Source organism: Kitasatospora sp. NPDC091276, assembly GCF_040684355.1.
In the GTDB taxonomy this organism is placed as follows: domain Bacteria; phylum Actinomycetota; class Actinomycetes; order Streptomycetales; family Streptomycetaceae; genus Kitasatospora.
Map to the genome: position 1 here is coordinate 1 of NZ_JBFBFU010000065.1, position 15,328 is coordinate 15,328.

The window sequence follows — 15,328 nt, forward strand, 5'->3', positions numbered from 1 at the left end:
CTCCCCTTCGTCGTCGCCCTCAACGGCTTCGACGGACACCAGCCCCACACCGCCGACGAGGTCCGCGAAGCGCTCCAGCTCAGCGCCGAGACCCCCGTCATCACGCTCGACGCCCGCCGCCGCGACAGCGCCAAGAGCGCCCTCATCACCCTCGTCGAGCACGCCCTCCTCGCCCGACTCCGATGACGGACACGGCCGCGGCCCACGGACCTTCGTTCGGAGGTCCGTGGGCCACGGCCGCGGCGGGTCGCCCGGCGGGCTGCCCGGTGAGCTACTCGGTGGGCTCCAGGCCGGCCCGGATCAGCCCGTAGGTGTAGGCGTCCTCCAGCGCCAGCCAGGAGGCGGCCACCACGTTGTCGGCCACCCCGACGGTCGACCAGGTGGACGTGCCGTCGGTGGACTCGATCAGCACCCGGGTCTTGGAGCCGGTGCCGTGCTGGCCCTCCAGGATGCGGACCTTGTAGTCCACCAGCTCGAACCGGGCCAGCGGCGGGTAGATCCCCTCCAGCGCGGTGCGCAGCGCCTGGTCCAGCGCGTTCACCGGGCCGTTGCCCTCGCCGGTGGCGATCCGGCGCTCCCCCTTCGCCCACAGCTTCACCGTCGCCTCGTTGCCGGTGAACCCGTTCGGGCCCTGCTCGCTGATGGTCCGCCAGGACTCCAGGGTGTAGAAGCGGTCCCGGCCGCCGCGCACCTCGTCGCGCAGCAGCAGCTCGAAGGAGGCGTCGGCGGACTCGTAGGTGTAGCCGAGGTTCTCCTGCTCCTTCACCTTGGCCACCACCCGGCCGGCCAGGTCCCGGTCGGTGGACAGGTCGTAGCCGAGCTCCTTGCCCTTGAGCTCGACCGAGGCGCGGCCCGCCATGTCGGAGACCAGCATCCGCATGGTGTTGCCGACCCGCTCCGGGTCGATGTGCTGGTACAGGTCCGGGTCGACCTTGATCGCGGAGGCGTGCAGGCCCGCCTTGTGCGCGAAGGCCGAGTAGCCGACGTACGGCTGGTGGGTGGAGGGGGTCAGGTTGACCACCTCGGCGATCGCGTGCGACAGCCTGGTCATCTCGGCGAGCCGGCCCTCGGGGAGCACCCGCCGGTCGTACTTGATCTCCAGCGCGCCGACCACCGGGAACAGGTTGGCGTTGCCGACCCGCTCGCCGTAGCCGTTGGCGGTGCACTGGACGTGGGTGGCGCCGGCGTCCACCGCGGCCAGCGTGTTGGCCACCGCGCAGCCGGTGTCGTCCTGGGCGTGGATGCCCAACCGGGCGCCGGTGACGGCGAGGACGTCGGCGACGGTCTCCCGCACGCCGGCCGGCAGCATCCCGCCGTTGGTGTCGCACAGCACCACCACGTCCGCCCCTGCCTGGTGCGCGGTGCGGACCACGGCCAGCGCGTACTCGCGGTTCGCCCGGTAGCCGTCGAAGAAGTGCTCGCAGTCGATGAACACCCGCCGCCCCTGCGCGCGCAGGAACTCGACGCTGTCCCGGACCATCTCCAGGTTCTCGTCCAGGGTGGTGCGCAGCGCCAGCTCCACGTGCCGGTCGTGCGCCTTGGCGACGAGGGTGACGACCGGGGCGCCCGAGGCGACCAGCGCGGCCAGCTGCGGGTCCTCCGCGGCCTTGCCGCCGGCCCGGCGGGTGGCGCCGAAGGCGACCAGCCGGGCGTGCCGGAGGTCCAGTTCGGCGGCGGCCCGGGCGAAGAACTCGGTGTCGCGCGGGTTGGCCCCCGGCCAGCCGCCCTCGATGAAGCCCACCCCGAACTCGTCCAGGTACCGCGCGATGGCCAGCTTGTCCGCCACCGTCAGGTTGATGCCCTCCCGCTGCGCGCCGTCGCGCAGGGTGGTGTCGAACACGTGGAAACTGTCGTCGGTACGGCTGACCTCGGTCATGACCCCTGGTTCTCCGTTCGGGGAGGTTTCGTACTGCTCTGCCGGATTGCGAGTCCCGGCTCCACTGTCCAGCATCCCGCGCGCGGCTCCGGTGTCCCCGAGCCCCTTGTGGGGGCTCCCGGCCGGTCCGGAGGCTGTGTTGATCGGGGCGATGCCCGAAAAACGAAAAAACCCCTCGCGGGTGCGAGAGGTCTGCGCGCGGGTCTGGACGCTGGTGGTCGCTCCGCATCGGGTCCTGCGGGAGCGGTCACTGCGGACCGGCGCGCCTGCTGTTAATAATCAGCGACAGCGAGGACACGTTCGCAGTCTGGCACACGTCCCGGCATCCGGCCCGCCCGTCTCGCGATGCGAAACGGAGCAGGCCGGAGCGGGTGCCGCCTCAGACGATCTTGTGCAGCCAGCCGTGGGTGTCGGGGGTCTGGCCGCCCTGGATGGCCAGGAGGGCCCGGCGCAGCTCCATGGTGGTCGGGCCGGGCTCGCCGGTGCCGACCGTCCAGTCGGCGGCGGCCGACTTCACCGAGCCGACCGGGGTGATGACGGCGGCGGTGCCGCAGGCGAACACCTCGGTGAGGGTGCCGTCCGCGTTGGCCTGCTGCCACTCGTCGGTGGAGATCCTCCGCTCCTCGACGGCGTAGCCGAGGTCGGTGGCGAGCTGGAGCAGCGAGTCGCGGGTGATGCCGGGCAGCAGGGCGCCGGACAGCTCGGGGGTGACGATCTTCGCGTCCTTGCCCTCGCCGAAGACGAAGTACAGGTTCATGCCGCCCATCTCCTCGATCCACCGGTGCTCGGCGGCGTCGAGCCAGACGACCTGGTCGCAGCCCTTCTCGGCGGCCTGGGCCTGGGCGATCAGCGAAGCGGCGTAGTTGCCGGCGCACTTGGCGGCGCCGGTGCCGCCGGGCGCGGCCCGGACGTACTCCTTGGACAGCCACACCGAGACCGGCTTGACGCCGCCCGGGAAGTAGGCGCCGGCCGGCGAGGCGATGATCATGAACAGGTAGGAGTTGGCCGGGCGGACACCCAGACCGACCTCGGTGGCGAACATGAACGGACGCAGGTACAGGCTCTGCTCGGGCTCGTTCGGCACCCACGCCTGGTCCTGCTGGACCAGCAGCTCGACGGCCTCGACGAAGGTCTCCACCGGCAGCTCCGGCATCGCCAGCCGGCGGGCCGAGGCCTGGAAGCGGGCCGCGTTGGCCTCCGGGCGGAAGCTCGCGATGGAGCCGTCGGCCTGGCGGTAGGCCTTGAGGCCCTCGAAGATCGACTGGCCGTAGTGCAGGGTCATGTTCGCCGGGTCGACCTCCAGCGGCGCGTACGGCGCCAGCTGGGCGTCGTGCCAGCCCACGCCCTCGGTCCAGCGGATGGTGACCATGTGGTCGGTGAAGACCCGGCCGAAGCCGGGGTTGGTCAGCCGGGCCTCGCGCTCCGCGGTGGGCAGCGGGTGGGCGGAAGGCTTGAGGTCGAACGTGATGGGCGCCTGGGTGGGCGTGCTCATGGCTGTTTCCTTCACCGTGGGGTAGGTCCGGGCCGCCACCGCCGGGTGCCCGCCGCGGCCAACCAGCACCGGAACGAACGCACAACGGCACGACCCACTGTCGATACTCGCATCCAGAGGGCCGTGCCGAACAGCTGCCCGCTCCTTGGGGAGCTGCAAGCTGCGGTTATGTGGTGCGGCCCGCCGGGCCGCGACCGTTGTCGGCCCCGGCCCGTGGGCCGGAGTCCGTCAAGCGGATCCGGCCCGTCAGCCGGCTACTCGGGTGACCAGCGCGTCGCCGACCTCGGAGGTGCTGCGGGTGCCGGTGCGCTCGGCCAGGTCCGCCGCGACGGCGGCCTCCACCCGGGCGGCCTCGGCGGCGAAGCCCAGGTGCTCCAGCAGCATGGCGACCGACAGCACGGTGGCCGTCGGGTCGGCCTTGCCCTGGCCCGCGATGTCCGGCGCCGAACCGTGCACCGGCTCGAACATCGACGGGAACTCGCCGCCCGGGTTGATGTTGCCGCTCGCGGCCAGGCCGATCCCGCCGGTGACGGCGGCGGCCAGGTCGGTCAGGATGTCGCCGAACAGGTTGTCGGTGACGATGACGTCGAAACGCTCCGGCTGGGTGACGAAGAAGATCGTCGCCGCGTCGACGTGCAGGTAGTCGGTGGTGACCTCCGGGAACTCCCGGCCGACCTCCGCGAAGATCCGCGACCACAGGTGCCCGGCGTGCACCAGCACGTTGTTCTTGTGCACCAGCGTCAGCTTCTTGCGCGGACGCGCCTGGGCCCGGCGGTAGGCGTCGCGCACCACGCGCTCGATGCCGAACGCGGTGTTCAGGCTGACCTCGGTGGCCACCTCCTGCGGCGTCCCGGTGCGCAGCGAGCCGCCGTTGCCGACGTACGGGCCCTCGGTGCCCTCGCGGACCACCACGAAGTCGATGGCTCGTCGTGTCGGAGACGCGCCGTCGGACTCAGTGCCGGCCAGCGGGGACTTCACCCCGGGGAACAGGCGGCCCGGACGCAGGTTGATGTGGTGGTCGAAGGCGAACCGCAGCTTCAGCAGCAGCCCCCGCTCCAGCACGCCCGACGGCACGCTCGGGTCGCCGATGGCGCCCAGCAGGATCGCGTCGTGCGACTTCAGCTCGGCCAGCACGCTGTCCGGCAGGGTCTCCCCGGTCCGGTGGTAGCGCCGGGCGCCGAGGTCGTACTCGGTGGTCTCCAGCTTCACGTCGGCGGGAAGCACGGCACCCAGGACCTTGAGACCTTCGGCCACCACTTCCTGGCCGATGCCGTCACCCGGGACAACTGCGAGACGAATCGTGCGAGACATGCTCGGACCCTACTCCGGTGTCCCAGGGGCTGACACCCGGCGTCCACCATCCGGACGTCCGGGCATGGAACGTCGTCTGACGGGCGGAGAAGACCAGGCCGCCGAAGAGCAGCTCGGTGTGGGGCGGGAGATCCCGTAGCCGATCCAGGTCGTCCGCGGTGTAGCCGGTAGCCGGAGGGCGCAGCCACCCCGGCATCGCAAGGTCGGGTTTCCTTCCCACGGGGGCACCATCGCAGGCCGATCCGCCGGGCTGCCACCTCATCACCCCTACGAGGGAGCGCGGGGGGCCTGATCCGCGCGGGGAGCGCGCTTAGGGTGACGGGGTCCGGCAATCCCTCGCGGAAACGGGGTCGAGCAGCAATGGGCGTGCGGCGGCGGGAGGTGCTGGTCTGCGGGAGCGCGGCCGGGCTGGCGGCGGGCGGGTACGCGCTCGCGGTGGGGCTGCGCGGGGCGTGGCCGACGGGGGCGGGCGAGGCCGCCCTGCCGTACCACGCCCACCTGTGGGACCTGATGCACGGACGGGCGGCCGGGGACCTCCTGTTCAACTGGAACAGCGGCTACGGCGTCCCGTTCCTCGCCGACTTCTTCGCCTACCTGATGAACCCGTTCTCCTGGGCGACCGCCCTCCTCCCCCGCGACCAGGGCCGGTTCGCGCTCCTCCTGGTCACCCTCGCCACCATCGGCCTCGGCACCGCCCTGATGGCCCACCTGCTCGGCCGGCTGCACGCCGGCCCGCACTGGCTGCGGGCGCTCGCCGCCGTCGGGTACGGGCTCTGCGCCTGGGTGCTCGACGTCGGCGGGGCGGCGCCGATGTGGCTCTGGGGCCTGGTCTCGCTGCCGCTGCTCGGCCTGGCCGCCGACTGGTGCCTGCGCGAGCGGCGCTGGGTGGCCGGCTCGCTGTGCGTCACCCTCGCCTGGGCCGGCAACCTGTACACCGCCGCGCTGGCCACCCTGATGGCCGGGCTGCTGCTGGCCGTCCGCCTGTTCGCCACCCCGCGGCCGTTGCGCCACCGGGTCCGGGTCGCCGGGCGGGCCTTCACCATGGCCACCACCGGCGTCCTGCTCGCCTCGCCCGTGCTGTTCGTCGCCGTCCGGGCCGCGCACGGCGCCCAGCCGGAGTCCCCGGTGCAGCCGCTCGGCCCGTCCGGGCTCGGCGGGCACCTCGCGCAGCTGCTGCCCGCCACCCACGGCGGGCGGCCGCTGCCGGACGTCGCGATCGGTCTGCTGGGGCTGCTGCTGGTGTGCGGGCTGCCGTTCAACCGGCGGGTGCGGGTGCGGGAGCGGGCGGTCTGGTGCGGGGCGCTGGTGCTGGTGGTGCTCAGCTTCGTCTGGACCCCGACCGTGGTGGTCTGGCACGGTCTGGCGATCCCGGCCGGCGGGCCGTACCGGGTCGCGTTCGCGCTCAGCGGCCTGCTGGTGCTGGCCGGCTGGGTGTCGCTGGCGCACCGGCCGGACCGGCTCACCCTGCTGGGCGGCGCCGCCGTGGTCGCGGTGATCGCCGCGCTGGCGGCGGGCCGGCACTCGGTCCGCGCCTCCACCTGGACACTGCTGGCCGCCGGCGGGGTCGTCCTGCTCGCCGCGCTCTGGACCCTCGACCGCCGGCACACCGACCGCCGGGCCACCGCCCTGGCGACCTGGGTGCTGGCCGGCGCGGTGCTCGGCAACGCCGTCTGGTCCGGGTACGCGGCGCTCGCCGCCCCGGCCGACACCGCCTCCGCCAGCGCCGTCCGGGCCGGGTACGCGGCGGTGCGCGACGGCGCCGCGTGGCCCCGGGGCCGCAGCGACCCCGGCCCGCACGCCTTCACCACCAACGATCCGCTGCTGCTCGACGGCCAGGGCGGCGGCTACTTCAGCGGCTACCTGCCGACCGTCGCCGCCCTGCTGCTGCACGACCTCGGCGCGGGCTGGACGGCGGGCGGGCGGCAGACCGCCAGCGTCACCGATCCGGTCGGGCAGGCCCTGTTCGCCGTCCGCTCCCACCTCGACGACGGGCCGCCCCCGACCGGCTTCACCCCCGGGCGGGCCGCCGCGCCGCCACTGGTCACCGTCCTGCCGCCCGGCGCCCGGCCGGACACCTCCTCGGTCTGGTCCCGGCAGGAGTCACTGCTCGGCAGCCGGGTGTACGAGGCCCCGCTGCCCGTCCCGGCCGGCGGCCCCGCGCCCACCCTGCACGGCACCAGCGGCTGGTCGCTGCCCGGCGGCGCCGAGGGCACCGTCCTCACCGCCGCCTGCACCCCCGGCGGCACGGCCTACTTCCACGGCGTCTGGTACCGGGGCACGGTCAGCGGTCTCGGCACCACCTACCGCAGCGACGGCGAACAGCCCACCACCGCCGTCGCGATCCACCGGCTGGGGCCGGTCCCCGCCGACGGGACGGTCCGGGTGACCCTGCGCTCCGACACGGTCGGCCAGATCCCGGCCCGCCCGATCGGCTGCCTGCGCCCCGGCGCCCTGGACGACGCCGTCGCCCGTCTCACCGCCACCGGCGCGACCGGCGTGGCGGCCGGCGGGCACACCCTCGCCGCGGCCCTCCCGGCCGGCTCCACCGGCACCGCGCTGCTGTCCGTCCCGGCCGCCGAGGGCTGGACCTGCGCGGCGGGCGGCGGCCGGTACGTCCCGCCGACGCCCGTCCTGGGCATGATCGGCGTACCGCTCGGCGCCGGCGCCGACCGCGTCGCCTGCTCCTTCCGCCCGCCCGGTCTCACCGAGGGCCTCACCGTCAGCTCCGCCACCGCCGCCGCCCTCGCCCTGGTCGCCGTCTTCACCCGTTTCTCCCGCCGCCCGGCCCGCGCCCCCCGCCGCACCCGTCGGCTCGCCGCCCAGGCCGCCCAGGCCGCTGACCGGGGCTGAGGCGACCAGGCCTGAGACAACCAGGGCGGACCCTGCCGGGCACGGCCGACGGCCGTCGGCACCACGGCGAGGCGTGGCGCAAACGCACGGGGGCGGCCCGCCAGCTCGGCGGGCCGCCCCTCGGGCAGGTGCGGTCAGGGCAGGGTGATCAGCTGGCTCCGGCGGGCGGCGGGGTTGAGGTGGTGGAGCAGGAGCAGGCGGGAGGTGTCGCCGGGGGCACGGCGGATGTCGAGGACGGTGCCGGGCCGGACCGGGGTGGCGAGGGCCGCGGGGCCGCCGAGGCCGGCACGGATGTCGACGGCGGGGTGCAGGACGTCGAGGGCCAGGACGGGGCGGGTGCCGCGCAGGCCGATGGCGGAGTAGGACTCGGCCGGGTCGGGTGTGCCGGGGGCGACGGTGCTGGTCCAGACGCCGTAGTGGACGGTGCTGTGGCCTTCCCGGACGCCCGGGAGCGCGCTCAGCCGGACGGGGAGGACGAGGGCGTCACCGTCCAGCAGGGCGGTGTCGGTGTCGCCCCAGTGGCCGTTCAGCGGCTGGACGTCGAGTTCGGCGCCGGTTCGGGCGTCGAGGGCGCGGGAGACCAGGACGTCGCTGCCGCGCAGCCGGTCGGCTTCGAGGATGACGTCGGTGGCGCCGTCGCCGTCGGTGTCCAGGGAGACCCGGACGCCGTAGAGCCCGACCGGGGTGGCGGCCGGGGCCCAGAGCTGGGCGCCCACGTACAGCAGGTCGGAGCTGGTGGCGGCACCGACGACCCGCAGGTTGGCGGCCCGGTCGCCGGGCTGCTGGACGCAGACGTCCTGCGGGGGGTCGGCCGGCTCGGCGTCGTCGTCGGGCCGGACGCCGGCCCCGGGCCCGACGGCGGCTTCGCTGTCGGGCGGGCAGTCGGCCCAGCGGGGGCCTTCGCCGCCGAGGGTGAGGGCGGTGACGAGTCCGGGCCGGTTGCCGGGGGCGGCGCTGCCGCCGAGCATCAGGACGGTGCCGTCCCGGGTGGTGCGGGCGGCGGCGGTGGCGGTGAGGTCGGTGGCCGGGCGCGGGGCGGCGAGGACGGGGACGCGCAGCTGGGGCAGGGCCGGGTCGGTGACGGGGGTGAGCAGGACGCGGCCGGAGAGTTCGGCGCGGTAGCTGCGGGCCTTGCCGTCCTGCACGGTGTCGATGGTGGGGTCGGGAGCCCGGCCCAGCTCCCCGGGGACGGCGAGGGTGACGTGCACCCGCGCGGTGCCGCCGGCCGGGACGTCGACCTGGTCCGGCGTCACCTCGAAGGTGGCGCCGGGCAGTTCGGTGGCAGCCGCGTAGCCGGTGCGGTAGCTCAGCGGCCGATCCGCGTGGTTGCGCACCTCGATGTCGCGGCCGAGGGCGGTCGGCCCGGCGATCTCGACCGGCCCGTAGGAGACGCCGACGCTGCCTTCGGCAGCTCCGTCGCCGGCCGCGTAGGCGACGACGGGGGTGTGGACGGCCCGGTCGACCTGGGCGCGGCCGGCGCCGGTGCGCTCGGGGCCGTAGACCGGTCCGCCGTGGTCGTCGCCGAGCCAGGTGTCGACGGCGGTGTTCATGAGCGCGGCCTTGAGCTGTTCGACCGGCCAGTCGCGGTGGGCGGCGCGGACGAGGGCGGCGAGGCCGGTGATGTGCGGGGTGGCCATCGAGGTGCCGTCCTCGCGCTGGCCGCCGCTGCCGCTGCCGACGAGGGCGGACCAGATGGTCTCGCCGGGGGCGGCGAGGTCGGGTTTGACGATGCCGGGGACGCCGATGCCGCGGGAGGAGAAGTCGGTGAGGGTGTCGGTGCGGGCGGGCTGGTTCTGGGAGACGGAACCGTGCAGCGGGTTGCCGGGGGCGGCGAGGCGGACCTCGACCGGCCCGGCCGCGGCGGCCTGCCGGAGCCGTTCGCCGTCGGCGTGGGCGAGCAGGGCGGCCGGGATGCGGTCGTTGCCGGAGATCTCGGCGAGGTGGTCGGTGTCGGCGGCGTAGAGGGCGCCGATCGCACCGGCGTCGGCGGCGTGGTCGGCGCGGGGGCCGGAGTTGCAGGCCCGTTCGGAGTCGCGGGTGCGCCAGGTGAGGACGGCGATCTTTCCGGCGAGCCGCTGCCGGTCGGCTTCGCTGTAGGCGGCGCAGCCGTCGGACTGGTCGGCGGGCATGGCGAGTTGGCCGCTGACGTCGGCGCTGGACCAGCCCTGGTAGCGCTCGCTCCAGTGGGCCGGGACGACGCCGGCCAGGTCGGCGGGGGCGAGCACGGTGAGGCCGTCGGTGTCGCTGTGCTGGTCGACGGAGGCGGCGACGGTGATGGCCCGGGCGGCGGTGCCGGGGCTGCCGCCGATGCCGTAGACGTCGCCGTCGTTGCCGACGGCGGCGACCACGACGGTGCCGAGGGCGGCGAGCCGGTCGACGGCGAGGGCATCGGTGTCGTCGGGGCTGCCGAAGCGGCTGCCGAGGGAGAGGTTGACGACGTCGAGGCGGTCGCCGAGGTCGCCGTCGCCGTTGGGGTCGGCGGCGAGGTCGAGGGCCTGGGCGAGCCGGTCGGTGGAGCCGTCGCAGCCGAAGACCCGGATCGCGTACAGCTGGGCACCGGGGGCGGCGCCGGGGCCGACCTTGAACCCGGCGGGGTCGAGTCCGGGCCGGTAGGGGCCGGTGTACGGGTGGCCGTCGGCGGTGACGCCGTAGCCGGCGGCGGTGCCGGCGACGTGGGTGCCGTGCCCGTTGCGGTCGCAGTCGATCGGATTGTCGCTGGGGTGCGGGACGGGCTGGTGGTGCGGGGAGGACGGGTCGGGGTCGTAGTCGTCGCCGACCAGGTCCTTGCCGCCGATCACCTTGGCGTTGGGGAACAGGTCGGGCGGGGCGGGCTTGCCGCGTTCGACGGAGCGGAAGGCGGCCTCGGTGCCGGGGCCGCCGAAGTCGGCGTGGGTGTAGTCGATGCCGCTGTCGATGATCCCGATCCGCACCCCCTGGCCGGTGTTGCCGTCGCCGGTGGCACCGGCCCAGACCTGCGGGGCGCCGATCAGCGGGACGGAGTAGGCGTTGTCCCGCTGCTTGCGGACGATCGGGTGGACGGCCCGGACGCCGGGCAGCGCGCGCAGGGCGGGCAGCCGGTCGGCGGGCGCGTCGACGGCGAGGCCGGTGATCAGGGTGCGGGTGCGGTAGAGCTCGCCGGCGGTGGGCGCCGCCCGGTGGACGGCCGCGGCGAGCCGGTCGAGGGCTTCGCCGGCCCTGGCCCGCTGGGCGGCGCCGGCGTCCGCGGCCTCCCGGCGGGCGGCCTCCGGGGAGCGCTGGGCCCGCCGGGCCCCGTCGGCGGCGCGCCGCCAGGCGGGCCCGGCCGGCTCGGTGCCGAGTTCGAGCAGGACGGAGGCCGTTCGGCCGGCCCTCGACGGCTCCGTCGGGGGCCCGCCGGAGGCCGGGGTGGCGGCGAGCGCCGCGCTCCCGGCCAGCAGGGCCAGGGTGAGTCCGATCCGGGTGATGGGTCGGCGGACGGATGGCAGGCGCACTGGGCCCTCTTCCCCCGGCAGGGGGACTGATCCGCACACCGTGTCGCTGACGCCCGCCCGCGCGAACGTCGATCACCCTTCCGGGGGCCCCAAATTAGGATGATCGCGCCGACGAGCGCGAGCAACTTCCCTCGGACGGACGCCGGTTGCACTCGACCGGGTGACCTGACGGCAGCCCGAGCGGCCTATTCGGCGGATGAACGGCCGGGCCGGCGGCGGGCCGGCGAAGCCGCGGGGGCGCCGCCCGACAACACCTGACGGACGGGCCCCGCCGGCGACGCCCGCCAGCGGTTCCGTCAGAGGTGCCCGGTCGAGCCGCCGTTGTCGCGGCGGTCCAGCGCCCGCTGCAGGGCGGCGGCGGCGAAGGGGTTCCGTTCGGCGGCCCGGCGGCGGCGCGGGGCGCGGACGGGGGTGGCGGCGGGGGTGGGGGTGGCGTGGCGGTCGACGGTGAGGGGCATACCGGGCTCCTTGGAAGCGGCGCCCCGAAGAGGGCGCGGGAGGGGGAGGGGTACGCGCGGGGGCAGGGATCGCCTGCCCGTGAAGGCGCACGCGGACACGGGCCGAACGCCCTGTCTACAGGGTCGGCACGCCGTATCGCCCTTCCACGGTACGACCGGGCCCGGGCCGTGTCTGCACGAATACTTGGATTTCCTAGTATCTGAGACGGGAGCCATCCGGGGGAACGCAGCGGGGCCCGGACCGCCGGCGAACGGCGGTCCGGGCCCCGGGGGGCGTCGGGCTCAGGCGCCCAGGTCGACCGAGCGGGCGAAGCGGGCGCCGATCTCGGCGGCGATCGCCGACAGCACGTCCTGCGGGATCTGGCTGTCCACGGTGATGGAGGCGAGCGCGCCGCCGCCGTCGCGGGCGACCTGCATGCCGGCGATGTTGATGCCGGCGTCGCCGAGGTGGCGGCCGAGCACGCCGACCACGCCGGGGCGGTCCTCGTACTTGAAGAAGGCCATGTGGTCGGTGAGCGCGACGTCCACGTCGAAGGCGTCCACGCCGACGATCTTCTGGGTCTGCTTCGGGCCGGCCAGGGTGCCGGAGATGGCGATCTCCTCGCCGTTCGCGAGCGTGCCGCGGACGGTGATCACGTTGCGGTGCTCGGCGCTCTCGCTGGAGGTGGTCAGGCGGACCTCGACGCCGCGCTCCTGGGCGAACAGCGGGGCGTTGACGTAGGACACCGTCTCCGCCACCACGTCCTCGAACACGCCCTTCAGCGCGGACAGTTCGAGCACCTTCACGTCGTGCTGGGTGATCTCGCCGCGGACCTCGACGTCGAGCCGGACGGCGACCTCGCCGGCCAGCGCGGTGAAGATCCGGCCGAGCTTCTCGGCCAGCGGCAGGCCCGGGCGCACGTCCTCGGCGATCACGCCGCCCTGGACGTTGACGGCGTCCGGCACCAGCTCGCCGGCCAGCGCCAGGCGCACCGACTTGGCGACGGCGATGCCGGCCTTCTCCTGCGCCTCGTCGGTGGAGGCGCCCAGGTGCGGGGTGGCGACCACGTTGTCGAAGCCGAACAGCGGGGAGTCGGTGCACGGCTCCTTGGCGTACACGTCCAGGCCGGCGCCGGCCACCCGGCCGTCGCGCAGGGCGTTGGCGAGCGCCTCCTCGTCCACGATGCCGCCGCGGGCGGCGTTGACGATGCGCACGGTCGGCTTGACCTTGTGCAGCGCCTCGTCGCCGATCAGGCCGATGGTCTCGGGGGTCTTGGGGAGGTGGACGGTGATGAAGTCCGAGACCTCCAGCAGCTCCTCCAGGGTGACCAGCTTGACGCCCATCTGGGCGGCGCGGGCGGCCTGGATGTAGGGGTCGTACGCGACGATCTTCATGCCGAACGCGGACATCCGCTGGGCGACCAGGACGCCGATCCGGCCGAGGCCGACGACGCCGAGGGTCTTCTCGCTCAGCTCGACGCCGGTGTACTTGTTGCGCTTCCACTCGCCCTGCTTGAGCGCGGCGTTGGCCGGCGCGATGTTGCGGGCGACGGAGATCAGCAGGCCGCAGGCGAGTTCGGCGGCGGTGACGATGTTGGAGGTCGGCGCGTTCACGACCATCACGCCGGCCTTGGTGGCGGCGGCGACGTCCACGTTGTCCAGGCCGACCCCGGCCCGGGCGACCACCTTGAGCTTGCGGGCGACGGCCAGCGCCTCCGCGTCGACCTTGGTGGCGGAGCGGATCAGGATCGCGTCGACGTCGGCGATCGCGCCGAGCAGCTCGGTGCGGTCGGCGCCGTTGCAGTGGCGGATCTCGAAGTCGGGGCCGAGGGCGTCGACGGTGGCGGGCGACAGCTCTTCGGCGATCAGGACGACGGCGGTTTTGGATGTCACAGTGCTCACGACAGTGTGTCCTTAACTCTGCGGTTCTCCCCGGCACGTGGGTGGCGTGGACGGCGGGGGGAAGGTGGCATGCCGCGTAGGTAGACGCACGACGCTGTGGGCCTGACGCGCACTCGGAGTGTATCGACGGGCTGGGTACCAGGCTGCTCCCGTCCGGCGAAATCACCCGGACGAGAGCAGCCTACTTGTACAAGGAAGTTACAAAATCGGGCAGAGCCCGAGGCCGGTTCAGGCCTTGTCGTCGACCCAGCTCATCAGCGAGCGCAGCTTCTTGCCGGTGGTCTCCAGCAGGTGGTCCTCGTCGGCCTTCTTGTACTCGTTGTACTTGGGCAGACCGGCCTTGTACTCGGCGATCCAGGTGTTGGCGAAGGTGCCGTCCTGGATCTCGGCGAGGACCTTCCTCATCTCGGCCTTGGTGGCGTCGGTGATGATCCGCGGGCCGGTGACGTAGTCGCCCCACTCGGCGGTCTCGGAGACCGACCAGCGCATCTTCTCCAGGCCGCCCTCGTACATCAGGTCGACGATGAGCTTCAGCTCGTGCAGGCACTCGAAGTAGGCGATCTCCGGCTGGTAGCCGGCCTCGACCAGGGTCTCGAAACCGGCCTTCACCAGGGCGGCGGTGCCACCGCAGAGGACGGCCTGCTCACCGAACAGGTCGGTCTCGGTCTCCTCGGTGAAGGTGGTCTTGATGACGCCGGCCTTGGTGGCGCCCAGGCCCTTGGCGTAGGACAGCGCCAGGTCGAAGGCCTTGCCGGAGGCGTCCTGCTCGACGGCGACGATCGCGGGGACGCCGCGGCCCTCCTCGTACTGGCGGCGGACCAGGTGGCCCGGGCCCTTCGGGGCGACCATGCAGACGTCGACGTCCGCCGGGGGCTTGATGAAGCCGAAGCGGATGTTCAGGCCGTGGCCGAAGAACAGGGCGTCGCCGGCCTTCAGGTGCGGGGCGATGTCGGCCTCGTAGACGTCGGCCTGGATCGGGTCCGGCACCAGGATCATGATGACGTCGGCCTCGGCCGCGGCCTCGGCCGGGGTGACGACGCGCAGGCCGGCCTCCTCCGCCTTGGCACGGGACTTGGACTCCGGCTTCAGGCCGACCCGGACGTCGGCGCCGGAGTCGCGCAGGGACAGCGCGTGGGCGTGGCCCTGGCTGCCGTAGCCGATGACCGCGACCTTGCGGCCCTGGATGATGGACAGGTCGGCGTCGTCTTCGTAGAACAGCTCGGCCACGGGGGCACATCTCCTTGCGTGATGGTTGCCGGGTACGCGCTCTCTACGGTAGGCGTACCGGCGGGGGTGTGGGGCGGTGCTTCAGGGTGTGAGACGGTCGGCGTCTCGAGGGGTGCTCAGGCGCTGCGGTCGAGGGCGCGCAACGAGCGGTCCGTGATCGAACGGGCGCCGCGCCCGATGGCGACCAGGCCGGACTGGACCAACTCCTTGATGCCGTAAGGCTCCAGCATCCGGAGCATGGCCTCCAGCTTGTCCGAGCTTCCGGTGGCCTCGATGGTCACCGCGTCCGGGGACACGTCGACGGTCTTGGCACGGAACAACTGGACGATCTCGACGATCTGCGACCGGGTCTCGTTGTCGGCGCGGACCTTCACCAGGACCAGTTCCCGCTGGATCGCAGCGGACTGGTCGAGTTCGACGATCTTTATCACGTTCACGAGCTTGTTGAGCTGCTTGGTGACCTGTTCCAGCGGGAGGTCCTCGACGTTGACCACGATGGTCATCCGGGACACGTCCGGATGCTCGGTCGGGCCGACGGCGAGGGAGTCGATGTTGAAGCCCCGACGGGAGAACAGGGCGGCGATGCGGGCGAGCACGCCGGGCTTGTTCTCGACCAGGACGGAGAGGGTGTGCTTGGACATGGGGTTCCTCAGGCGCTCTGGAGTTGAAGGGGGGCGTTAGTCGAGGTCGTCGCCGAAGTCGGGGCGGATGCCCTTGGCGAACTGGATCTCGTCGTTGCTGGTGCCGGCCGCGACCATCGGCC

9 protein-coding genes and 2 pseudogenes are annotated in these 15,328 nt (G+C 73.8%); 2 read left to right on the forward strand and 9 right to left on the reverse strand.

Annotated features, from left to right (window positions below; all coding sequences use genetic code 11):
- Window positions 1–186 (forward strand): annotated as a pseudogene (locus tag AB0O19_RS37900) (ATP-binding protein); the annotation flags it as partial.
- A gap of 85 nt (window positions 187–271) precedes the next feature.
- Here the strand turns inward: AB0O19_RS37900 and cimA are convergent.
- From cimA to AB0O19_RS37920, 4 genes and pseudogenes are all read right to left on the reverse strand, one after another.
- Entirely contained in the window at window positions 272–1,876 is a 1,605-nt protein-coding gene (gene cimA / locus AB0O19_RS37905; RefSeq protein WP_363589458.1) for a citramalate synthase, read from the reverse strand.
- A 379-nt stretch (window positions 1,877–2,255) separates the two neighbouring features.
- Complete coding sequence (locus tag AB0O19_RS37910) at window positions 2,256–3,368, reverse strand: branched-chain amino acid aminotransferase (protein WP_363589460.1); 1,113 nt, start codon at window positions 3,366–3,368, stop codon at window positions 2,256–2,258.
- A 246-nt stretch (window positions 3,369–3,614) separates the two neighbouring features.
- Window positions 3,615–4,679, reverse strand: a complete 1,065-nt coding sequence (locus AB0O19_RS37915) for a 3-isopropylmalate dehydrogenase (RefSeq protein WP_363626247.1) — start codon at window positions 4,677–4,679, stop codon at window positions 3,615–3,617.
- Window positions 4,680–4,737: 58 nt separating this feature from the next.
- A pseudogene (locus AB0O19_RS37920) lies at window positions 4,738–4,875 on the reverse strand (Uma2 family endonuclease); the annotation flags it as partial.
- Between the two features lie 164 nt (window positions 4,876–5,039).
- Here AB0O19_RS37920 and AB0O19_RS37925 point away from each other — a divergent pair.
- The gene (locus tag AB0O19_RS37925; RefSeq protein WP_363626249.1) at window positions 5,040–7,529 is read left to right on the forward strand and encodes a YfhO family protein; all 2,490 of its coding nucleotides are present in this window, start codon (window positions 5,040–5,042) and stop codon (window positions 7,527–7,529) included.
- A gap of 134 nt (window positions 7,530–7,663) precedes the next feature.
- Here the strand turns inward: AB0O19_RS37925 and AB0O19_RS37930 are convergent, their stop codons facing one another.
- The 5 genes from AB0O19_RS37930 to ilvN form a co-directional block, all read right to left on the reverse strand.
- Window positions 7,664–10,999 carry a S8 family serine peptidase gene (locus tag AB0O19_RS37930; RefSeq protein ID WP_363626251.1) on the reverse strand — a complete coding sequence of 1,112 codons (3,336 nt, stop codon included), beginning with the start codon at window positions 10,997–10,999 and terminating at the stop codon, window positions 7,664–7,666.
- A 296-nt stretch (window positions 11,000–11,295) separates the two neighbouring features.
- Window positions 11,296–11,457 (reverse strand): hypothetical protein, encoded by a 162-nt coding sequence (locus AB0O19_RS37935; RefSeq protein ID WP_363626253.1) that lies wholly within the window; start codon window positions 11,455–11,457, stop codon window positions 11,296–11,298.
- Between the two features lie 282 nt (window positions 11,458–11,739).
- Entirely contained in the window at window positions 11,740–13,329 is a 1,590-nt protein-coding gene (gene serA / locus AB0O19_RS37940; protein ID WP_363378782.1) for a phosphoglycerate dehydrogenase, read from the reverse strand.
- A gap of 237 nt (window positions 13,330–13,566) precedes the next feature.
- Entirely contained in the window at window positions 13,567–14,565 is a 999-nt protein-coding gene (ilvC, locus tag AB0O19_RS37945) for a ketol-acid reductoisomerase (RefSeq protein WP_063347727.1), read from the reverse strand.
- A gap of 116 nt (window positions 14,566–14,681) precedes the next feature.
- Window positions 14,682–15,206: an acetolactate synthase small subunit gene (gene ilvN / locus AB0O19_RS37950; protein WP_030302941.1), complete on the reverse strand. Its 525-nt coding sequence runs from the start codon at window positions 15,204–15,206 to the stop codon at window positions 14,682–14,684.
- Window positions 15,207–15,328 lie beyond the last annotated feature (122 nt).

What these genes read in the sequence shown, in the direction of transcription:
- AB0O19_RS37925 (WP_363626249.1), top strand. Translation starts at nt 5,040, where the DNA reads ATGGGCGTGCGGCGGCGGGAGGTGCTGGTCTGCGGGAGCGCGGCCGGG.
- ilvN (WP_030302941.1), bottom strand. Translation starts at nt 15,206, where the DNA reads ATGTCCAAGCACACCCTCTCCGTCCTGGTCGAGAACAAGCCCGGCGTG.
- AB0O19_RS37935 (WP_363626253.1), bottom strand. Translation starts at nt 11,457, where the DNA reads ATGCCCCTCACCGTCGACCGCCACGCCACCCCCACCCCCGCCGCCACC.
- cimA (WP_363589458.1), bottom strand. Translation starts at nt 1,876, where the DNA reads ATGACCGAGGTCAGCCGTACCGACGACAGTTTCCACGTGTTCGACACC.
- AB0O19_RS37915 (WP_363626247.1), bottom strand. Translation starts at nt 4,679, where the DNA reads ATGTCTCGCACGATTCGTCTCGCAGTTGTCCCGGGTGACGGCATCGGC.
- AB0O19_RS37910 (WP_363589460.1), bottom strand. Translation starts at nt 3,368, where the DNA reads ATGAGCACGCCCACCCAGGCGCCCATCACGTTCGACCTCAAGCCTTCC.